21 protein-coding genes are annotated in these 18984 nt (G+C 67.4%); 9 read left to right on the top strand and 12 right to left on the bottom strand.

The genetic code is table 11. The features are described 5' to 3' along the window. Positions 1–17: 17 nt before the first annotated feature. Positions 18–815, top strand: coding sequence for a carboxylesterase family protein (locus K5L94_RS05005; RefSeq protein ID WP_274512077.1), 798 nt, complete (start codon positions 18–20; stop codon positions 813–815). Between the two features lie 137 nt (positions 816–952). Then, positions 953–1462, top strand: coding sequence for an REP-associated tyrosine transposase (locus K5L94_RS05000; RefSeq protein ID WP_180879635.1), 510 nt, complete (start codon positions 953–955; stop codon positions 1460–1462). 33 nt (positions 1463–1495) lie between these two features. Here K5L94_RS05000 and K5L94_RS04995 read toward each other — a convergent pair whose 3' ends face one another. Genes K5L94_RS04995 through K5L94_RS04985 form a run of 3 tightly spaced genes read right to left on the bottom strand, consistent with a single transcriptional unit; the run spans position 1496 to position 3516 of the window. After that, complete coding sequence (locus K5L94_RS04995; protein ID WP_274512076.1) at positions 1496–2446, bottom strand: aspartate carbamoyltransferase catalytic subunit; 951 nt, start codon at positions 2444–2446, stop codon at positions 1496–1498. A gap of 16 nt (positions 2447–2462) precedes the next feature. Further along, positions 2463–2930 carry a Holliday junction resolvase RuvX gene (gene ruvX, locus K5L94_RS04990; protein ID WP_180879650.1) on the bottom strand — a complete coding sequence of 156 codons (468 nt, stop codon included), beginning with the start codon at positions 2928–2930 and terminating at the stop codon, positions 2463–2465. 19 nt (positions 2931–2949) lie between these two features. Further along, positions 2950–3516, bottom strand: coding sequence for a YqgE/AlgH family protein (locus K5L94_RS04985; RefSeq protein ID WP_006422622.1), 567 nt, complete (start codon positions 3514–3516; stop codon positions 2950–2952). Positions 3517–3605: 89 nt separating this feature from the next. Between K5L94_RS04985 and K5L94_RS04980 the strand changes: the two genes are divergently transcribed. Further along, a complete protein-coding gene (locus tag K5L94_RS04980) occupies positions 3606–4148 on the top strand; it encodes a DNA-3-methyladenine glycosylase I (protein ID WP_053449000.1) in 543 nt (180 codons plus the stop codon). Positions 4149–4221: 73 nt separating this feature from the next. Here the strand turns inward: K5L94_RS04980 and K5L94_RS04975 are convergent, their stop codons facing one another. Together K5L94_RS04975 and K5L94_RS04970 are read right to left on the bottom strand one after the other, a co-directional pair. Next, positions 4222–4929 (bottom strand): YitT family protein, encoded by a 708-nt coding sequence (locus K5L94_RS04975; protein WP_049456208.1) that lies wholly within the window; start codon positions 4927–4929, stop codon positions 4222–4224. A gap of 111 nt (positions 4930–5040) precedes the next feature. Continuing rightward, positions 5041–5253: a DUF4287 domain-containing protein gene (locus K5L94_RS04970; RefSeq protein WP_053448999.1), complete on the bottom strand. Its 213-nt coding sequence runs from the start codon at positions 5251–5253 to the stop codon at positions 5041–5043. A gap of 325 nt (positions 5254–5578) precedes the next feature. Between K5L94_RS04970 and K5L94_RS04965 the strand changes: the two genes are divergently transcribed. Continuing rightward, positions 5579–6478 (top strand): LysR family transcriptional regulator, encoded by a 900-nt coding sequence (locus K5L94_RS04965; RefSeq protein ID WP_180879644.1) that lies wholly within the window; start codon positions 5579–5581, stop codon positions 6476–6478. A gap of 95 nt (positions 6479–6573) precedes the next feature. On the opposite strand, the gene K5L94_RS04960 is transcribed toward K5L94_RS04965, so the two are convergent. The 3 genes from K5L94_RS04960 to K5L94_RS04950 all read right to left on the bottom strand — a co-directional run bounded on the left by K5L94_RS04960 (position 6574) and on the right by K5L94_RS04950 (position 10038). Further along, complete coding sequence (locus K5L94_RS04960) at positions 6574–7557, bottom strand: aldo/keto reductase (protein ID WP_274512075.1); 984 nt, start codon at positions 7555–7557, stop codon at positions 6574–6576. A 201-nt stretch (positions 7558–7758) separates the two neighbouring features. Further along, the gene (locus tag K5L94_RS04955; protein ID WP_049434422.1) at positions 7759–8922 is read right to left on the bottom strand and encodes a PilT/PilU family type 4a pilus ATPase; all 1164 of its coding nucleotides are present in this window, start codon (positions 8920–8922) and stop codon (positions 7759–7761) included. A gap of 78 nt (positions 8923–9000) precedes the next feature. Next, positions 9001–10038, bottom strand: coding sequence for a type IV pilus twitching motility protein PilT (locus tag K5L94_RS04950; RefSeq protein WP_006422551.1), 1038 nt, complete (start codon positions 10036–10038; stop codon positions 9001–9003). 87 nt (positions 10039–10125) lie between these two features. Between K5L94_RS04950 and K5L94_RS04945 the strand changes: the two genes are divergently transcribed. Then, positions 10126–10803, top strand: a complete 678-nt coding sequence (locus tag K5L94_RS04945) for a YggS family pyridoxal phosphate-dependent enzyme (protein ID WP_274512074.1) — start codon at positions 10126–10128, stop codon at positions 10801–10803. Between the two features lie 18 nt (positions 10804–10821). Beyond that, positions 10822–11643 (top strand): pyrroline-5-carboxylate reductase, encoded by an 822-nt coding sequence (gene proC / locus K5L94_RS04940; protein ID WP_274512073.1) that lies wholly within the window; start codon positions 10822–10824, stop codon positions 11641–11643. Between the two features lie 39 nt (positions 11644–11682). On the opposite strand, the gene K5L94_RS04935 is transcribed toward proC, so the two are convergent. After that, positions 11683–12558, bottom strand: a complete 876-nt coding sequence (locus K5L94_RS04935) for a LysR family transcriptional regulator (RefSeq protein WP_053508572.1) — start codon at positions 12556–12558, stop codon at positions 11683–11685. Positions 12559–12658: 100 nt separating this feature from the next. Here K5L94_RS04935 and K5L94_RS04930 point away from each other — a divergent pair, with 100 nt between their 5' ends. Beyond that, positions 12659–13261, top strand: a complete 603-nt coding sequence (locus tag K5L94_RS04930) for a short chain dehydrogenase (RefSeq protein ID WP_274512072.1) — start codon at positions 12659–12661, stop codon at positions 13259–13261. Positions 13262–13343: 82 nt separating this feature from the next. Here the strand turns inward: K5L94_RS04930 and soxR are convergent, their stop codons facing one another. Then, the gene (gene soxR / locus K5L94_RS04925) at positions 13344–13778 is read right to left on the bottom strand and encodes a redox-sensitive transcriptional activator SoxR (RefSeq protein WP_008267329.1); all 435 of its coding nucleotides are present in this window, start codon (positions 13776–13778) and stop codon (positions 13344–13346) included. A gap of 29 nt (positions 13779–13807) precedes the next feature. Between soxR and K5L94_RS04920 the strand changes: the two genes are divergently transcribed. Beyond that, complete coding sequence (locus K5L94_RS04920) at positions 13808–15229, top strand: MFS transporter (protein ID WP_274512071.1); 1422 nt, start codon at positions 13808–13810, stop codon at positions 15227–15229. Between the two features lie 87 nt (positions 15230–15316). On the opposite strand, the gene K5L94_RS04915 is transcribed toward K5L94_RS04920, so the two are convergent. Together K5L94_RS04915 and K5L94_RS04910 are read right to left on the bottom strand one after the other, a co-directional pair. Next, complete coding sequence (locus K5L94_RS04915; protein ID WP_274512070.1) at positions 15317–17338, bottom strand: esterase/lipase family protein; 2022 nt, start codon at positions 17336–17338, stop codon at positions 15317–15319. Further along, positions 17338–18312, bottom strand: a complete 975-nt coding sequence (locus K5L94_RS04910; RefSeq protein ID WP_080374872.1) for an Lnb N-terminal periplasmic domain-containing protein — start codon at positions 18310–18312, stop codon at positions 17338–17340. Before K5L94_RS04910 ends, K5L94_RS04915 begins: the two co-directional genes overlap by 1 nt. Before the next feature lie 171 nt (positions 18313–18483). Here K5L94_RS04910 and K5L94_RS04905 point away from each other — a divergent pair, with 171 nt between their 5' ends. Then, positions 18484–18888, top strand: a complete 405-nt coding sequence (locus tag K5L94_RS04905) for a GFA family protein (RefSeq protein WP_053448989.1) — start codon at positions 18484–18486, stop codon at positions 18886–18888. The last annotated feature ends 96 nt before the right edge of the window (positions 18889–18984 follow it).

Below are 18984 nucleotides of genomic sequence, written 5' to 3'. Positions count from 1 at the left end.
CCGCCCCAGGAATTCCCATGGTCCGTTCCATGTCGCGCTGGCTGCCGCTGCTGGCCCTTCTGATGATGACCGGATGTGCCTCGCTGCCGGACAGCGCGCGTGGTCGCTTCGAGGCCCGCGCGGTCAAAGTGGACGGCGAGACCGCCTACTATCAGGTGTTCATTCCGGCCGGGCTGAAGGCCCCGGCGTCCGCCAGTGTTCCGGTCATCCTGTTCCTGCATGGCTCGGGCGAGCGCGGCAGTGACGGCATCAGGCAGACCCACGCGGGGCTGGGCCCTTATCTCCGCGAGCATCCCGATTTCCCCGCCCTGGTTGTCTTCCCGCAGGCGGCAAAGCACTCGGAATGGAGCGGCCACAACAACCGCATGGCCCTGGCCGCACTGGACGCAACGATCGCCGAGTTTGGCGCCGACCCTGCGCGCCAGTACCTGACCGGCATGTCGATGGGCGGCTACGGCAGCTGGAACATCGCCCTGGACGACCCACGCCGCTTTGCCGCGATCGTGCCGGTATGCGGCGCCGTGCTGGCACCGCGCGCGAAGCGACCGACCCTGTTCGTCGAGCAGGTCGCGCATGAGTCCGATCCTTACGCGGTGATCGCCCAGCGCCTGCAGCACGCACCGATCTGGATCTTCCACGGCGCACTGGATGATGTGGTGCCACCGGACGACGACCGCAGGCTGCACAGTGCCTTCCAGAGCGCCAACGCGCGCGACGTGCGCTACACCGAGTACCCGGAAGGCAACCACAACGCCTGGGACGCCACCTACGCCGATCCGGCGATGTGGGCCTGGCTATTCGCGCAGAAGCGCTGAACCACCGGCATGGGTGGGTGCCAACCTTGGTTGGCACTCCCTGCTCTGGTAGTTGCCAACCTTGGTTGGCACTGACTTACCCGAAACCAGACCATTCCCCGATGTTCACGGCAAGCAGGCACGCCCATGCTTGCTCCATGCAGAACACCAGACTCCTGATCGGCCGCCGCTCCAGCGTCGGCCTCAGCTACATCCTCACCACGGTCGTAACCGACCGCGCCCCGCTGTTCGCCAACGACGGTGCCGCCGTTCTCGCAGTACGGGAGTTCCAACGACTTGATCAGGAAGGCTTCACCCGCTCAATTGCCTACGTGGTCATGCCCGACCACATCCACTGGCTGGTCGAGCTGCGCGCAGGCACGCTGGAAACTGTCATGAAGCGCTTCAAGTCACGCACGGCGCAGCAGGCAAACCGGCTGTTGGGGAGGGTCGGGCGCTTTTGGCAGGCCTGTTATCACGATCACGCGATCCGCTCGGATGAATCGCTGTACCGGCATGCGCTGTATCTGATGGGGAACCCGATCAGGGCCGGGCTGACGACACAGCTGGGGCAGTATCCGCATGCATGGTGCGAATGGGAGCTTGGCGACACATGTGATTGCGTAGATGAACGTGCCAACCAAGGTTGGCACCTACCAAGGCAATGAGTGCCAACCGACGGTTGGCACCCACCAGAGCGGTCAGCCCAGCAGGGTTTCCAGCACGGCCATGCGCACGGCGACGCCGTTGGCGACCTGGCGCAGTACCCACGACTGCGGGCCGTCGGCCACCTCGTCGGTCACTTCCACGCCGCGGTTGATCGGGCCCGGGTGCAGCACGGCAGCATCCTTGCCGGCGCGCGCCAGGCGTTCGTTGGTCAGCCCGTACTCGGCGTGGTACTGCTCCAGCGACGGCACCAGGCCTTCTTCCATGCGCTCGCGCTGCAGGCGCAGCATCATCAGCGCGTCGACACTTTCCAGCATGGCGTCGAAATCATCGCCGACCACGCAGCCCTTCAGGGTCTCGTCGTCCGGCAGCAGCGACTGCGGGCCGCATACGCGGATCTCGCCCACGCCCAGGGTACGCAGCGCATGCAGGTCGGTGCGGGCCACGCGCGAGTGCTTCACGTCGCCGACAATCACTACCTTCAGCTTCGAGAAGTCCGGGCCCTTGGCCTGGCGCAGGGTCAGCATGTCCAGCAGGCCCTGGGTCGGGTGCGAGCTGCGGCCGTCGCCGGCATTGATCAGTGCGGTGCCCTCGCCCGCCGCTTCAGCCAGTGCGGCGACGGCGCCATCATCGGGGTGGCGCACGACGAAGCCGCGCACGCCCATCGCTTCCAGGTTGCGCAGCGTGTCGCAGGCGGTTTCGCCCTTGCGCGTGGACGAGGTCGAGGCATCGAAGTTCAGCACGTCGGCGCCCAGGCGCTGCGCGGCCAGCTGGAACGAGCTGCGGGTGCGGGTGGACGGTTCGAAGAACAGCGTGCATACCGCCGAACCGGCCAGCACGTGCCGCTTGTTGCCGACGCGGCCGACCGCGGCGTCGCGGATCTGCCCGGCGCGGTCGAGCAGCTGCAGCAGGGTTTCGCGCGGCAGCCCCTCAAGGGTCAACAGGTGGCGCAGGCGTCCGGAGGCATCGATTTGCTGGGCGGTCATGGCGGGAGTCGTGCAGTCAGGGAATGGGGGTGGCGTCGTCGGGAGACGACAGCCAGCGATCGATGATCACCGCCGCGGCCACGGCGTCGAGGGCGGCCGCATCGCGGCGGCGCTTGCGCCCTTCGGCGCGCTCGACGGCGAAGCGGCGGGCGGCCTCGACCGAGCTCGAGCGCTCGTCGATCATCACCACCGGCAGCTTGAAGCGTTCCCGCAGCTGGCGGGCAAAGCCCTGCGCGCGCTTGCGGTTGGGCTGGTCCTGGCCGTCCAGGGTCAGCGGGTCGCCAACGACCAGGCCATCGGGCTTCCATTCCTTGAGCAGGCGTTCGATCGCCGCCCAGTCCGGCCCATTGCCGTGCACATCGACCACGGCCACTGCGCGTGCATGGGCGGCGAAGGCACTGCCGATGGCCACGCCGATACGCCGCGAACCGACATCGAAACCCAGAACCGTGCCGTCGCGGCGGATGGCCGGGGCAGCAGACACCGGTGCAGGGGCCGCCGGATCAGACATGGCCGCTGTAGTCGGTCAGCCGGAACAGATCCACGCCGATGCGCGAGGCCGCGCCTTGCCAGCGCTGCTCCAGCGGCAGCTGGAATACCAGCTCGGCATCGGCCGGCACGGTCAGCCAGCTGTTCTCGGCCAGCTCGCTTTCCAGCTGCCCTGCGCCCCAGCCGGCGCAGCCGAGGGTGACCACGGCGTTGGCCGGGCCTTCGCCGCGCGCCATCGCTTCAAGGATGTCGCGTGAGGTGGTCAGGTACAGGCCCTCGCCCACGGTCAGGCTGGAATCCCACGCCCGTGCGTCATCGTGGATGACGAAGCCGCGTTCGGGGTGCACCGGGCCGCCATTGAGCACCATGCGCGCCTGCAGGTCACCATCGCCGGTGGTGATGTCCATCTGGGCGAGCACCTCGCCCAGGGTGTATTCGGACGGCTGGTTGACCAGCACGCCCATCGCGCCGTTCTCGTCGTGCTGGCAGATCAGCGCGACGCTGCGGGCGAAGGTCGCGTCGAGCAGCGACGGCAGCGCGACGAGCAGGTGATCGGCAAGGGAGGTCGGCGTTACTGGCATGGCGCCATTCTAGCGGCTGGGCGCGCCGGGCGCCTCCACCCGGCGGTCACGGCGCGCATAATGGCCAGCCCGTACCGCAGGAATTCAACGTGTCCGGCTACTGCCTCATCGCACCGGGCCATCCGGTGCACGATTACTACCACGCCAACGAGTACGGCTTCCCGCAGCGCGACGAACGCGAGCTGTTCGAACGACTGGTGCTGGAAATCAACCAGGCCGGCCTGAGCTGGGAGACCATCCTGAAGAAGCGCGAAGGCTTCCGCGCGGCCTATGACGGCTTCGACGTGGACCGCGTGGCGGCCTATGCCGAGCAGGACATCGAACGGCTGCTGTCGGATGCGGGCATCATCCGCAACCGGCTGAAGGTGCTGGCGGCGATCCACAACGCGCAGGTGATCCAGCAGCTGCGGGCCAGCCATGGCAGCTTCGCCGCCTGGCTCGATGCCCACCACCCGCTCAGCAAGGCTGACTGGGTGAAGCTGTTCAAGAAGACCTTCCGCTTCACCGGCGGCGAGATCACCGGCGAATTCCTGATGAGCCTGGGCTACCTGCCCGGTGCGCACGCCGCGGACTGCCCGGTGCATGCGCGGCTGCTGAAACTGTCGCCACCGTGGTTGCAGGCCTCCCGGTAGTGCCGGCCGCTGGCCGGCAGCCTCGCCAGGCCACAGGTGTTGCCGGCCAGCGGCCGGCACTACCGTCGAATCGTCACACGCCCATGTAACGGCCGGGGCGGTGGTTGAACATCAGCACCAGGCTGAGCACCACCGCGCCGATGGCCGAATACAGCACCTTCGACGGCGACAGCACGAAGAACGCGGCCACCATCAGGCAGGCGTCGTAGGACATCTGCACCTTGCCCGCGCTCCAGCCGCGGGTGCGCTGCAGGTACACCGCCAGGATGCCGATGCCACCGAGGCTGGCACGGTGGCGGATGAAGAACAGGATGCCCAGGCCGGACAGCGCGCCACCGACGATGGCCGAGTACAGCGGGTGGATATGCGAGAAATCGATCCAGCGCGGCAGCAGGTCGGTCAGCACGCCGCAGGCGGTGACCGCGGCAAAGGTCTTCAGGGTGAATTCCCAGCCCATGCGGCGCAGCGCCACCCAGTAGAAGGGCAGATTGACCAGTACGAACACCACGCCGAAGTTCCAGTCCAGCGCGTAGTGCAGCAGGAAGGCCATGCCGGCCATGCCGCCGATCATCAGCCCACTCTTGGCGAAGATGGCCAGGCCCAGCGAGGCCACCATCGTGGCCAGCACCATGCCCTGCACGTCCTCGGCGATCGAGTGGCGCAGTGCTTTTTCGTCGGCGGTGGTGCCGGCACTGTCGGGCGGCGGGGTCAGCGGACCGGCGGTGACCAGGTGGCCGTCAGCGTCGTCGCACGGCGCGGGGCCATGGGATTCAAGGGACATGCGGGTGGGGGAACAACGGGTGGGGAGCGGTATTAGACACGATCTGCATGACAGTTGCAGATGAAATCGTTCAGCTGAAGACCCTCCACCCTGCCCCCGACCCGCGGCTGATCAGCCCTTGCCGGCCAGATGGTGCGCCACCAGCGCGTTGGCATGGCCATGGCCCAGCCCGTGCTCGCTCTTCAGGAAGCTGACCAGTTCCATGTGCTTCAGGCCCTTCTTGCCCGCCAGCAGCCCGAACCAGTGCGCCACCGGCTGGCCGTAGGTCTTCTCGATGGAGGGGAAATACGAGGCCGGGCCTTTCGGCGTGGTGTCAGTGCTCATGTGCTGCTCCCGTTGAAAGTCATTCATTCGACGAACCACAGACGTGGAAATCGACATCCCCACACATCCGACCCCGTGTCGACCAACGGTCGGCACCTACCATCAGCAGCAGGTTCCAACAGCTCGCGGGAAACTGTCGAAGGCGGGGTGGCTCAGGTTGCGGGGGCGTGAGCGCCATGGATGGCGCGACCGAGGCTACATGGACGTACTTGCGCCGTCCCCCGCAACCTGAGCCACCCCGCCTCCCGCAGGAAGCCCGATTTTGAAGTTGACGTTGCCGTTGTTTCGGCAGGTGCCGGGCGCAGCCCGGCCGTATCATCCCCTCATGTCCCGTGAAAACCTCAACGACCTGCAGGCCTTCGTCCACGTCGCCCGCGCGGGCAGCTTCACCAAGGCCGCCGCCCAGCTCGGCGTCTCCCAGTCCGCGCTCAGTCATGCCATGCGCGGCCTGGAACAGCGCCTGGGTGTGCGCCTGCTGACCCGCACCACCCGCAGCGTGTCCACCACCGAGGCCGGCGCCCGCCTGCTGGAAACGCTCGCCCCGCGCCTGGCCGAGATCGAGGACGGGCTGGCCGCACTGGCCGAGTACCGCGAACGCCCGGCCGGCACCATCCGCATCAATGCCACCGGCCATGCCGCCGAGTACATCGCCTGGCCGCGGCTGGCACCGTTGCTGCAGCAGTATCCGGAGCTGAAGGTGGAACTGGCCGCCGACTACGGGCTGGCCGACATCGTTGCCGAGCGCTACGACATCGGCATCCGCCTGGGTGAGCGCCTGGCCCGCGACATGGTCGCGGTGCCGATCAGCCCGCCGCTGCGCATGCGCGTGGTCGGTGCGCCCGCCTACTTCCGCCAGCACGTGGTACCACGGCATCCGCACGACCTGGCCGGGCACAACTGCGTGACCCTGCGCCTGCCCACGCATGGCGGGCTGATGCCGTGGGACTTCGGCCAGGACGGCACCGAGCTGAGCGTGCGCGTTGGCGGGCAATGGACCTTCAACACCATGGGCATGACCCGCGCCGCCGCGCTGGCCGGCAGCGGCCTGGCCTGGCTGCCGGAAGACCAGGTGCAGCCGATGCTGGACGATGGTCGCCTGCAATCCGTGCTGGACGACTGGTGCCCGCATTTCGATGGCTACTACGCGTATTACCCGTCGCGCCGCCACGTCACCGTGGCGATGCGCACGGTGCTTGATGCATTGCGCGGGCCGATGGGGTATTGAGGAGTGCGGACCAACGGTCCGCACCCACCACCAACGGTCCGCACCCACCACCAACGGTCCGCACCCACCTTCAACGGCCCGCACCCACCGGGTGATCAGCCCTTGGCCTGGGCGGCGCGCTGCGCGTTGTAGCGCTCGCCGACGATCAACACTTCGTCCAGCGCCTGTGCGATGCGCTGCAGCTCCTCCGGCGCCAGCTGCAGTGCGGCCGCCCCCAGGTTCTCGTCCAGGCGGTGAACCTTGGTGGTGCCCGGAATCGGCACGATCCACGGCGCCTGCGCCAGCAGCCAGGCCAGCGCCACCTGCGCCGGTGTGGCGCCCCGTGCCGCGGCAATCGTGCTGATGCGATCGACCAGCGCCTGGTTGGCCCGGCGTGCTTCCACCTCGAAACGCGGCACGGTGTTGCGGAAGTCGTTGGCATCGAAAGTGGTCTCGGCGTTGATCGCGCCGGTCAGGAAGCCACGGCCCAGCGGGCTGAATGGCACGAAGCCAATGCCCAGTTCCTGCAGGGTAGGCAGCAGTTCGCGCTCCGGTTCACGCCACCACAGCGAGTACTCGCTCTGCACGGCAGTGACCGGCTGCACCGCATGCGCGCGGCGCACGGTGGCGGCACTGGCCTCGGACAGGCCGAAGTGGCCGACCTTGCCTTCGGCGATCAGGTCACGCACGGTGCCCGCCACATCCTCGATCGGCACGTTCGGATCGACGCGGTGCTGGTAGAACAGATCGATATGGTCGGTACGCAGGCGCTTGAGGCTGGCCTCGGCCACCGCACGGATGTTCTCCGGGCGGCTGTCCAGGCCGGTATCGACACGCGCATCCTTGAAGCCGAACTTGGTGGCGATCACCAGCCTGTCGCGGTACGGCGCCAACGCCTCCCCGAGCAGATCTTCATTGGTGTACGGGCCGTACACCTCGGCGGTGTCGAAGAAGGTCACGCCACGTTCAACGGCGGCGTGCAGCAGGGCGATGCCCTGGCTGCGCTCGACCGGCTGGCCATAGCCATGGCTCAGGCCCATGCAACCCAGGCCCAGGGCGGAAACCTTCAGGCCGCTGCGGCCGAGTTCACGTGTCTGCATCGTCGTGCTCCATAGGGGGAGCGCTGACGATACGCCTGCACGGGCGCAGGATTGAACCGACGGGATGGCAGTCGGTCATGACTGGAATTCATCAATCGCCAGCGCGCCCGGTAGAGTCGAGCTTGCTCGACTGCGCTCGTAGAGTCGAGCTTGCTCGACTGTTCCTGTAGTCGAGCAAGCTCGACTCTACAGATCGTTGGGTCACCGGATCTCGGAGATCTCCACGCCATCCAGCCCCTGCGACAGGGTGCGCGCGTCGCCGCCCTGGCTGAGCTTGATGCGCAGGCGCACTTCGTTCTGCGAATCGGCGTAGCGCAGTGCGTCCTCGTAGCTGATCTCGCCGGCCTGGTACAGCTCGAACAGGCTCTGGTCGAAGGTCTTCATGCCCAGCTGGACCGAATCCTTCATCACTTCCTTCAGCTTGTGGATCTCGCCGTCGCGGATGTAGTCCTGCACCAGCGGCGTGCCCAGCAGGATCTCCATCGCCACCTTGCGCGAGCGGCCATCGGGCGAAGGAATCAGCTGCTGCGCGACCACGCCCTTGAGGTTCAGCGACAGGTCCATCAGCAACTGGTTGCGGCGGTCTTCCGGGAAGAAGTTGACGATGCGGTCCATCGCCTGGTTGGCGTTGTTGGCATGCAGGGTGCACAGCACCAGGTGGCCGGTTTCGGCAAACGCGATGGCGTGGTCCATGCCTTCGCGGGTACGCACCTCGCCGATCATGATCACGTCCGGCGCCTGGCGCAGGGTGTTCTTCAGCGCCGCTTCCCAGCTGTCGGTATCGATGCCGACCTCGCGCTGGGTGATGATGCAGCCCTCGTGCTTGTGCACGAACTCGATCGGGTCTTCGATGGTGATGATGTGGCCGGTCGAGTTCTGGTTGCGGTAACCGATCATCGCTGCCAGCGAGGTCGATTTACCGGTACCGGTGGCACCGACGAACAGGATGATGCCGCGCTTGGTCATCGCCAGCGTCTTGATGATCGGCGGCAGGCTCAGCTCTTCCACGGTCGGAATGCGCGTCTCGATGCGGCGCAGCACCATGCCGACCTGGTTGCGCTGGTAGAAGCAGCTGACACGGAAGCGACCGACACCGGACAGGCCGATGGCGAAGTTGCACTCGTGGGTCTTCTCGAATTCCTCGCGCTGCGCCGGGGTCATCACGTTGAGCACCAGGTCGCGGCTCTGCTGCGGCGTGAGCGGGGTCTGGGTGATCGGCGAGATCTTGCCGTTGACCTTCATCGCCGGCGGCATGCCGGCGGTGATGAATAGGTCCGAGGCGCGCTGGTGCGCCATCAGCTTGAGGAACGAAGTGAAATCGATGGTGGTCGCGGTGGTGTTCACGGCGGGCTCCCAATGGGGCATGTACCAGGAAACGGTCGGTGGAGGAAACGGCACGGAACGGCGGCGCAGTGGCGCACGCCGCCCCGTTGCTGCCCCGCCTTACTCGAACAGGCGCTTGTCCTTGGCGTAGTCGCGGGCCTGGTTGCGGGTGATCAGGCTGCGCTTGACCAGGTCCTGCAGGTGCTGGTCCAGGGTCATCATGCCGTACTGCTGGCCGGTCTGGATGGCCGAGTACATCTGCGCGACCTTGTCCTCGCGGATCAGGTTGCGGATGGCCGGGGTGCCGACCATGATTTCCCAGGCTGCGGTACGACCGCCGCCCACCTTCTTCAGCAGTGCCTGCGAGATCACCGCACGCAGCGACTCGGACAGCATCGAGCGCACCATCGGCTTTTCGCCGGCCGGGAACACGTCGATGATGCGGTCGATGGTCTTGGCCGCCGAACTGGTATGCAGGGTGCCGAACACCAGGTGGCCGGTTTCCGCCGCGGTCAGCGCCAGGCGGATGGTTTCCAGGTCGCGCAGTTCGCCCACCAGGATGATGTCCGGGTCCTCACGCAGCGCCGAGCGCAGTGCTTCGTTGAAGCCATGCGTATCGCGGTGTACTTCGCGCTGGTTGATCAGGCACTTCTGCGAGGTGTGCACGAATTCGATCGGATCCTCGACGGTGAGGATGTGGCCGTATTCGTTCTTGTTGATGTAGTCGATCATCGCCGCCAGCGTGGTCGACTTGCCCGAACCGGTCGGGCCGGTCACCAGGATCAGGCCCTGCGGCTGCTGGATCACCTCGCGGAACAGCGGCGGGCAGGCCAGGTCTTCCAGGGTCAGCACTTCGGACGGAATGGTACGGAACACCGCACCGGCGCCGCGGTTCTGGTTGAACGCATTCACACGGAAGCGCGCCAGCGACGGAATCTCGAAGGAGAAGTCCACTTCGAGGAATTCCTCGTAATCGCGGCGCTGCTTGTCGGACATGATGTCGTACACCAGCGCGTGGACCTGCTTGTGGTCCAGGGCTGGAATGTTGATCCGGCGCACGTCGCCGTCCACGCGGATCATCGGCGGCAGGCCTGCGGACAAATGCAGGTCGGACGCTTTGTTCTTTACGGAAAACGCCAACAGCTCGGCGATATCCATGAGCGGCTACTCCCCAATAACGGCTTCGACTGGAAGGATCTTTCCCCGGGCGGCAGTATAGCCTCCTGATTCAACGGAACGCGTTACGTGGCCACTCCCCTGCCCCAGATCCTGAGCAACCTGCATGCGGCCGCCGAGGCCGCTGGCAGGCCCGACCCACGCCTGCTGGCGGTGTCCAAGACCCAGCCGGCCGAGGCCGTGGCTGCGCTGGCCGCGCAGGGCCAGCATGCCTTCGGCGAGAACTACGTGCAGGAAGCGCTGGCCAAGATGCAGGCACTGCAGCACCTGGCACTGGAATGGCACCTGATCGGCCACCTGCAGTCGAACAAGGCCGATGCCGTGGCCAGCCACTTCGACTGGGTGCAGAGCGTGGACCGGCGCAAGCTGGTGACCGCGCTGGCACGCCATCGGCCTGCAGCGCGCGGGCCGCTGAACGTGCTGATCCAGGTCAACATCGACGACGAATCCAGCAAGCACGGCTGTGCGCCGGAAGAGGTCGATGCGCTGGCCACCGCGATTGCCGCCGAACCCGGGCTGCGCCTGCGCGGCCTGATGGCGATTCCCGCACCGTGGCCCGAAGCGGAGCGCCGTCGGGATGCATTCGTGCGTATGCGCACACTTTTCCAGTCGCTGGCGGCCCAGCACGCGCAGGTCGACACCCTGTCGATGGGCATGAGCGGCGATTACGCCGACGCCATCGCCGAGGGCGCCACCCTGGTGCGCATCGGTACCGCCCTGTTCGGCGCGCGTCCGCGCCCGGCCTGACTTTCCAAGGAGACTTCCATGGCAGCTGATTCCATCACCTTCATCGGCGGCGGCAACATGGCCCGCAGCCTGATTGCCGGCCTGATCCGCCAGGGCGTGCCCGCCGCGCACATCCACGTGGCCGAACCGGTGGCCGCACTGCGCCAGGCGCTGGCCGCCGACTTCGGCGTGCAGGTGCATGACAACGCCGCCGATGCCGCCGCGCAGGGCCGCACCTGGCTGCTGGCGGTGAAGCCGCAGGTGCTGCGCGATGTCTGCCAGTCGCTGCAGGCACTGGCACAGGCACAGCGCCCGCTGGTGGTGTCGATCGCTGCAGGCATCACCAGCGCGCAGCTGGAGCGCTGGCTGGGCGGCGATCTGGCAGTCGTGCGTGCGATGCCCAACACGCCGGCCCTGCTCGGTGCCGGCGTGACCGGCCTGTACGCGACGCCGTCGGTGGATGCGCAGCAGCACGCGCGCGCGGAACAGGTACTGGCCAGTGCCGGGCGCACGGTGTGGATCGACAGCGAAACGCTGATGGATTCGGTCACCGCCGTTTCAGGCAGCGGGCCGGCCTATGTGTTCCTGCTGGCCGAAGCGATGGAGGCGGCCGGCATCGCGCAAGGCCTGCCGGCCGATGCCGCGCGTGCGCTGGTGGTACAGACCCTGCTGGGGGCATCGCGCATGCTGGATGAAGCCGGCGAAAGCCCGGCCGAACTGCGCCGCCGCGTGACATCGCCGAACGGCACCACCCAGGCGGCGATCGAGAGCTTCCAGGCTGGGGGGTTCGAGGCGCTGGTGGACAAGGCGCTGCGCGCCGCGCAGGTGCGCGGGCAGGAATTGTCTGCGGCGAATGATTGATCCCGATGTGTGCCGACCAACGGTCGGCACCCACCGTCATCATTGCCCCATTGTGGCCATGACGAAATCGACGAAACACTGCAACCGTGGGCGCGGCCTGCGGTCAGGCAGGTAGATCAGGTGCATCGGCCGCGGTTCGGGCAGGTAGTCGCGCAGCAGCGGCTTCAATCGCCCGGCCGCGATTTCACCCGCCAGCAGTGCCGTCGGCTGCAGCACCAGCCCCGCACCGGCCACGGCGGCTTCGCGCAGTGCAACGCCATCGTTGCAGGTCAACCGCGCTTCCCAGTCCACCTGTTCGCCGTTGGCCAGCTGCCAGCCATGGCCGCCACGCCAGGCCAGGTGGCTCAGGCAGTCATGCCCTTGCAGATCCGCCGGCGTGCGTGGCGTGCCACGCCGGCGCAGGTACGACGGCGCGGCGCACAGGCTCATTGCATACGGCGGCAACGGCCGTGCCACCACCTCCTGCGACGGTAGCGGCCCGACCCGGATCGCCACATCGAATCCATCCTCGATCAGGTCCACGCGGCGGTTGCTCAGGTCCAGCTCGATGTTCAACTGTGGCTGCGCACGCAGCAGGGCAGCCAGCCGTGGCGCCAGCACGCAGCTGCCCCAGGTGCTCGGCGCGCTGACCCGCAGCAGGCCACGCGGCTGCACCTGCAGGCCCGCCACATCGGCTTCGGCCTGCTGCACCTGTTCCAGCACCTGCCGGCACCCGGCCAGGTAGGCGCTGCCGGCTTCGGTCAGGCGCTGGCGGCGGGTGTTCCGTTGCAGCAGCGCAGTGCCCAGGTGCGCCTCCAGCTGCTGGATGTACTTGCCGACCATCACCGCCGACACCTGCAATTGTTCAGCGGCGCCGGCAAAGCTGCCGCGCTCGGCCACGGCGACGAAGGCCTGCATGCAGCGAAGCGTATCCATTACTAACCTCAGGTTAGGAATCTGCGAAGCATACGCCACTTACCTAACCATGCCATGAGCGCGCAGACTTCACTCATTCCCCCTCTCGCAAGGAACGGCCATGAAGATCCTCCTCGTCGGTGCCAGCGGCACCCTCGGCCAGGCGGTCGCCCGCCAGCTCGGCCAGCAGCACCAGATCCTCGCCGCCGGCCGCCACAGCGGCGAACTGCGGGTCGACCTGACCGACGACGCCAGCGTCGCCGAACTGTTCGCCCGCACCGGCGCGGTCGATGCGGTGATCTCCACCGCCGGCAAGCTGTACTTCGGCCCGCTGCAGGAGATGACACCCGAGCAGTTCAACATCGGCCTGCAGGACAAGCTGCTGGGCCAGGTGCGGCTCGCCCTGGCCGCGCAGCACCATCTGAACGCCGGTGGTTCGATCACCCTGACCAGCGGCATCGTCAGCGCACAGCCGATCCGCGACGGTGCCAACGCCACCTCGGTGAACGCCGCGCTGGAAGGCTTCGTGCGCGCGGCCGCGCTGGAGCTGCTGCCGCGCGGCCTGCGCATCAACGTGGTCAGCCCGAACGTACTGATTGAATCGATGGCGGCCTACGGCCCCTACTTCCCCGGCTTCGAAGCGGTGAGCGCACAGCGCGCGGCACTGGCCTTCCGGCGCGCGGTCGAAGGCATCCAGAGCGGCGAGACCCTCACCGTCTGGTAAAGAAAAAGGGGACGGAGGGGATTAAGTCGTTTCCCGCACATAAGGGGCAATAGCGACTTAATCCCCTCCGTCCCCTTTTTCTTCATTCCCAGCGCATCGGGCCGTCGCCGCGTTCGCCGAGGATGTCTTCCGGGTTGGCCAGGCGGCAGCGCTTCAGCGACAGGCAGCCGCAGCCGATGCAGCCGGTCAGTTCATCGCGCAGCAGCTGCAGCATGTGGATGCGCGCTTCCAGTTCGGTGCGCCAGCGCGCGGACAGCTTGGCCCAGTCGGCCTTGGTCGGCGCACGGCCCTCGGGCAGGCTCTCGAAGGCACGGCCCACCGCTTCCAGTGGCATGCCCACGCGCTGTGCCACGCGGATCACCGCCAGCCGGCGCAGCACGTCACGGCTGTAGCGGCGCTGGTTGCCCGAGGTGCGCAGGCTGCTGATCAGCCCCTTGCGCTCGTAGAAGTGCAGCGCGGAAACCGCTACGCCACTGCGCTGGGAGACTTCACCAACGCTCAGTTCCTGGGACGCCATCACTTGACCTAAACTGCAGTTGAGGTGTCATGCTGCTATCTTCGCCGCCGGTTGACAAGCGCGGCCCGCAGCCCATCTGTATGACTACCATGCTCTCCCCTGCCGATACCCCTGTGCCGGCCGATACTTCGATCCTGTCCGCCCGCTACCGCGCCACCACCATCGGCATGGTCGCGCTGGTCGCGCTGCACGCCTTCGAGGCGCTGGCCGTGGCTGCCGCGATGCCCACCGTGGCCGAAGCGCTCGATGGCCTGCGCCTGTATGCGCTGGCGTTTGGCGGCACCCTGGCCACCAGTGTGATCGGCATGACCCTGGCCGGGCGCTGGGCCGATCGCCACGGACCGGCGCGACCGCTGTGGTACGGCCTGGCCTGCTTCGTACTGGGCCTGCTGCTGGCCGGTTTCGCGATGCGCATGGGCATGCTGGTTGCCGGGCGCCTGCTGCAGGGGCTGGGTGCAGGCGCGATCTCGGTTTCGCTGTATGTGATGGTCGGCCGCAGCTACCCCGAGCACCTGCGGCCGAAGGTGTTTGCGGCCTTCTCCGCAGGCTGGGTGGTGCCGTCGATGATCGGCCCGGCGTTGAGCGGCCTGATCGTGCAGCATCTGGGCTGGCGCTGGGTGTTCCTGGCGGTGCCGCTGCTGGCGGTTCCTGCCGCCCTGCTGCTGCGCCCGGCACTGGCGCGCATGCAGTCCACCGCAGTCGGCGACCGCGACGATGGACGTGGCAACGTGGTGCGTTGGGCCAGCGGGGCCTCGCTGGCTGCGCTGCTGTTGTATTTCGGCGGCCAGCAGCAGGGCCTGCCGGCGCTGCTCTGCATCGGCGCGGCGATGCTGGCGCTGCTGCTCTGCGTGCACCGCCTGCTTCCGACCGGAACGCTGGTGCTGCGCCGTGGCCTGCCCAGTGTGATCGCGCTGCGTGGCATCGCCGCTGCGGCCTTCTTCGCCTGCGAGGCCTATCTGCCGCTGCTGCTGCAACGCGAGCGCGGGCTCTCGCCCAGCTGGGCCGGCGCGGTGCTCAGCCTCGGCGCGCTGGGCTGGTTCGCCGGCTCATGGCTGCAGGGCCACCAGCAGCGCGGCTGGTCACGCCAGCAGCTGCTGCGCGTGGGCACGGCGATGATGACGGTCGGCATCGTCGCCACCCTGGCGGTGCTGTTCAACCCCGTGCCACTGCCGGTGGCGCTGGTCGGCTGGGCCCTGACCGGCTTCGGGATGGGCATGATCTACGCCAGCCTGTCGGTGCTGACGCTTTCGCTGTCGGCGCCGCATGAGCAGGGCGCCAACACCTCGGCCCTGCAACTGAGCGAGGCGTTGTCGGTGACCACCGCGCTGGCGGTGACCGGTGCGCTGTTCGCCCTGTTCGTGGAAACCGCGCCGCACACCGGCTATGTCCTGTGCCTGGCGATCACCTGCGGGCTGGCGGTGCTGGCGACGGTGATCGCACGGCGGGTGTAGGCCACCGGGATTCGGGTAGTGCCGGCCGCTGGCCGGCAACCTCCACGCACGCAGGAATGCTGTGATGATGCCGGCCAGCGGCCGGCACTACCTGGTAGCGGCGCCCATGTCATCGATATCCCGGTGCAGGATGCGCCGCACTTCCAGCACCGCCTGCGGGGTCTCCTGCACGCTGTGGCCGGAGATGATCACCTTCTCCGACAGCGCGCCCGGCAGGTGTGCGCTCCAGTACGGCACCAGCCCGTCATCGGACTTCTCCACCGGCAGTTCCGGTTTGCGCTGGGCGATGATCGAGTGGTATTTCAGGCCGGCCTCGATCGGCAGCTGCGCGGCCGCCTTCACGAATGGATCGCTGGCCTTGAGGTTGTCGATGCTGTTGGGAATCTTCGGCTTGGCGGTGCCGTCGACCTGCTGCTCGGCCTGTGCCAGTGCCATGAACACATCCTCGAACTTGCCGAGAATGGTCAGCGGCAGGCGCACCAGCCGGCCGATCAGGCGCCCGACCTTGTTGCCGGCGATATCGGTGCCCTGGTGCGGCGCGGCGATGAAAATCGCGCGCTCCACGTTCGGCTGCGCCTTGAAGTGCAGCAGCGGCCCCAGCTTGGCCTGCACGCGCTTCAGGCGCTCGCCCTTCAGGTCGTAGTTGGCCAGCAGGTCATTCCACAGCACATCGCCGGAATCACTGACCAGCAGGCGGGCCAGCACGCCGCCCATGCTGTGCCCGATGTAGACCATGTCCTTCGATGCCCGCGTGCTGCCATCGGGGTCGAAGTGCTTCAGCGTGTCATTGAACGCATTGGCGATCTCATAGCGGTTCAGCGCGATCGGCGCATTGGTCGGGTAGTAGACCTGCCACACCTGGAACTGCTGGCGCAGCTCGGGGTCGCCCATGATCTCGTTGGCCAGGTTCACCCAGGCCTCCGGGCTGCTGGCCAGGCCGTGCAGCATGAAGATGATGCGACGGTTCGGGTCCCACGGCTGCATCAGGTAGATGTGCGGCTCACCGATGCCCTCGCTCATGCCGAACAGGGTGCGCAGCGACTGCCGGGCGAAGCCGCTCTGCGCCAGCCACAGGCCGTACGCTGCGGTGAAATTGCCGGCCAACGGCACCTGCTCGCCGTGCAGGGTGATGCGCTCGGTGGCTTCCGGCGAGTAGGCATCCAGCTCGACCCGGCGCGTGCGCATCACGTCGTCCAGGCTGCTGCCCTCGAAGCGCAGCAGCGCGGTGACGTTGATCGAGGACATCTCGCTGAACTCGGGCACCGAATCGTCATGCCGATGGCGGCGGCCACGGCGCGCGTCATCCTCATCATCCGCAGCGGTTTCAGCCTTCGGGCCGTCCGGCGCGATCACCGGCGCGACCAGCTTCGGCGGGTCCATCACCATCACCAGTTCGGCACCGAAGCCATCGCGGCGATAGGTGCTGCGCAGGCCGACGAAGCTGACCGTTCCGGCCGGCACCAGCTGCGCGGGAATGCTCTTCAGGCCCAGCTGCTGGTAGTTGGAGGCCAGCGACCAGCTGCCGACCGAGATCGGCTTCGTATAGTCCTCACCCGCCAGCGCAGACGCACGCGCGCGCACGAACAGCACCACCGCCGCCTTCTCGGCGGCGTAGTTGTAGTAGTCGCGCACCTGCGTCTGCCGGTCCTCGAAGGCGCGGTCAGACGGCGAACGGCCGCTGTAGAACAGGTAGGCATAGGCGTAACGGGCCGCTTCCAGCCAGGCATCCAGCGCGGCATCGCTCATCGGCGGATCGCCGGCGGCGGTCTTCTTCGGCGTCAACGCCAGTGCGGCCTTCACCCACAGTTCGGACAGCGCCGACAGCCGCTGTTCGACGTTGAGATCATCGGTCATCAGCAGCGTACTGCGGCAAACCAGGAAGTCCTTTTCGCACTGCGATTCGTCCAGGCCTGCCGCACTGAGCGTCTCGCGCGCGGCCGGGCTGAGCTTGCCGGTGTTGAGCACGTCGGCGCGCTTGTTGACCAGCGAATCACTGGACGTGACCTGCTTGACGGTAACCATCGCGCAGCCGCTGCTGCCCAGCAGCAGGATGGCGGCGAACAACACCGGCAGCAGGCGCTGCCAGCGGGCCAGGGGACGTTGGGTCATTACTGCGGATCCTGCTCGGTGCCGGGCACGCCCTGGCGGATTACGGTGGAGAAATGCACCCCGTCACCCAGGTCCAGCGCACGCTGGGTGATGCGGCCCTTGTCGTGCAGTTCGGCGTACGGCACGCCCGGGGTGAGCGCGCCGACCTCCTGCGCGTACTCGGCCAGGTAGCCCGACAGCAGCAGGCGATAGTCCAGCGGCAGCCGCGGTGCGATGTGGCGGGCCAGGTCGAAGACGATGGTGGTGCAGTTGCTGGTCAGCGTGTTGTAGAAGCCCGGCTTCGCATCCAGTTCGCGCGCCTGCTCGATGTAGGCGGCGAACAGTTCCTTCAGCTGCGTGCGGTCCATGCCGTGCAGGCGGTACAGGTAGACATCCTCGCCCCGCGCATTGGTGCGGGTGCGGATGATGTCGGTCTCCTCGGAGGCCACCAGGGTCATCTCGAACTTGCGGAAGAAGCCGCCCAGCGCCGAGAACGATTCACCCCGTTCCTTGCGGATCTCCAGCGAGAACACCACGTGGCGGCCATCGTCGAAGCCGAACGAGATCAGCGTGTGGGCGATTGCCGGGCCCATCCAGTACGACAGCACCAGATCGGCCGAGCGCAGCTGGTCCAGGTCGTACTCGCGGCGCACCCAGCGCGGGTCATAGTCGGTTTCGCTGCGCCAGGTGAAATCACGGACGTTGTCCAGCACCACATGACGCCCATCGAACGACACCACGTGCAGGCGCTGGGCCACGTCATCGGCCCACACGCGGTCCTGGCGCGGCGCCAGCAGCAGCCACCACAGCGCGGCCAGCGCCAGTGCTGCGCCGAACGTCAGGCCCAGCCGGCGGTTGCCTCGGCCGCGTGCGACCCGCCACGATGCCCACAGCGCAACCAGCAGCCACAGCACGGCCACCGTCGTGGCCAGCGCACCCGGCCCCGGCAGCTGGTAGGCCAGCAGCCCGGTCACCCACAGCGCCGCCAGCGCCATGGCACTTCCTGTCATCCAACGTCCTGCGGTGTTCACTGGGATCCTGTGGCGGTATTCAAGCCGCATAGTTAGCCACAAGCCGCATCAGCGTGGCATCTACGGCCCGTTCAGCCAGGCCGGCGCACCGTCGGCGGCGGCGCCCGAAGCCAGGTTCACCACACAGGAGCAACAATGGGCATTACATCCGTGGCCGGCGTTCCGGTCCAACCCCGGCACCGCGCAACCTGCCACTGCGGCACGGTCGAACTGCTGCTGGACCTGCCGGACGGCATCGTCGACCCACGCCGCTGCGACTGCTCGATGTGCCGGCGCCGTGGCGCCATCGCCGCCAGCGTGACCCGTGCGGGACTGCAGGTGGTGCGCGGGCAGAACCACCTGCGGCTGTACCAGTTCAACACCCATGTGGCCGAGCATTACTTCTGCGGTGTGTGCGGCATCTACACCCACCACCGGCGTCGCTCCAATCCCGAGCAGTACGGCTACAACGTGGCCTGCCTGGAGGGCATCGACCCGTTCGCGCTGGGCGTGATCCCGGTCAACGATGGCGTCAACCACCCGGCCGACCGCAGCGCCTAGTGCCGCGTGCGTCGCAACGGTGCCGCCACTTTCTGCCAGGGCGCCATGCCACTGCGACCGGCGCGTGCGGGGCGTTTCAGCCAAGGGCGGCGAGGC

It is taken from the genome of Stenotrophomonas forensis, from assembly GCF_028752115.1.
Lineage (GTDB): Bacteria > Pseudomonadota > Gammaproteobacteria > Xanthomonadales > Xanthomonadaceae > Stenotrophomonas > Stenotrophomonas forensis.
The sequence above is the reverse complement of the archived record's forward strand: the minus strand, read 5'-3'. Positions and strand labels throughout refer to the sequence as shown.

Bases quoted from the DNA above. Each gene is read 5' to 3' on its own strand.
- K5L94_RS04985 (WP_006422622.1), bottom strand. From the start codon at position 3,516: ATGCCAGTAACGCCGACCTCCCTTGCCGATCACCTGCTCGTCGCGCTG.
- K5L94_RS04955 (WP_049434422.1), bottom strand. From the start codon at position 8,922: ATGCCCCATTGGGAGCCCGCCGTGAACACCACCGCGACCACCATCGAT.
- K5L94_RS04935 (WP_053508572.1), bottom strand. From the start codon at position 12,558: ATGGATACGCTTCGCTGCATGCAGGCCTTCGTCGCCGTGGCCGAGCGC.
- proC (WP_274512073.1), top strand. From the start codon at position 10,822: ATGGCAGCTGATTCCATCACCTTCATCGGCGGCGGCAACATGGCCCGC.
- K5L94_RS04960 (WP_274512075.1), bottom strand. From the start codon at position 7,557: ATGCAGACACGTGAACTCGGCCGCAGCGGCCTGAAGGTTTCCGCCCTG.
- K5L94_RS04970 (WP_053448999.1), bottom strand. From the start codon at position 5,253: ATGAGCACTGACACCACGCCGAAAGGCCCGGCCTCGTATTTCCCCTCC.
- K5L94_RS04965 (WP_180879644.1), top strand. From the start codon at position 5,579: ATGTCCCGTGAAAACCTCAACGACCTGCAGGCCTTCGTCCACGTCGCC.
- K5L94_RS04950 (WP_006422551.1), bottom strand. From the start codon at position 10,038: ATGGATATCGCCGAGCTGTTGGCGTTTTCCGTAAAGAACAAAGCGTCC.
- K5L94_RS04975 (WP_049456208.1), bottom strand. From the start codon at position 4,929: ATGTCCCTTGAATCCCATGGCCCCGCGCCGTGCGACGACGCTGACGGC.
- K5L94_RS05000 (WP_180879635.1), top strand. From the start codon at position 953: ATGCAGAACACCAGACTCCTGATCGGCCGCCGCTCCAGCGTCGGCCTC.
- K5L94_RS04910 (WP_080374872.1), bottom strand. From the start codon at position 18,312: ATGGCGCTGGCGGCGCTGTGGGTGACCGGGCTGCTGGCCTACCAGCTG.
- K5L94_RS04995 (WP_274512076.1), bottom strand. From the start codon at position 2,446: ATGACCGCCCAGCAAATCGATGCCTCCGGACGCCTGCGCCACCTGTTG.
- K5L94_RS04920 (WP_274512071.1), top strand. From the start codon at position 13,808: ATGCTGCTATCTTCGCCGCCGGTTGACAAGCGCGGCCCGCAGCCCATC.
- K5L94_RS04915 (WP_274512070.1), bottom strand. From the start codon at position 17,338: ATGACCCAACGTCCCCTGGCCCGCTGGCAGCGCCTGCTGCCGGTGTTG.
- K5L94_RS04930 (WP_274512072.1), top strand. From the start codon at position 12,659: ATGAAGATCCTCCTCGTCGGTGCCAGCGGCACCCTCGGCCAGGCGGTC.
- K5L94_RS05005 (WP_274512077.1), top strand. From the start codon at position 18: ATGGTCCGTTCCATGTCGCGCTGGCTGCCGCTGCTGGCCCTTCTGATG.
- soxR (WP_008267329.1), bottom strand. From the start codon at position 13,778: ATGGCGTCCCAGGAACTGAGCGTTGGTGAAGTCTCCCAGCGCAGTGGC.
- K5L94_RS04905 (WP_053448989.1), top strand. From the start codon at position 18,484: ATGGGCATTACATCCGTGGCCGGCGTTCCGGTCCAACCCCGGCACCGC.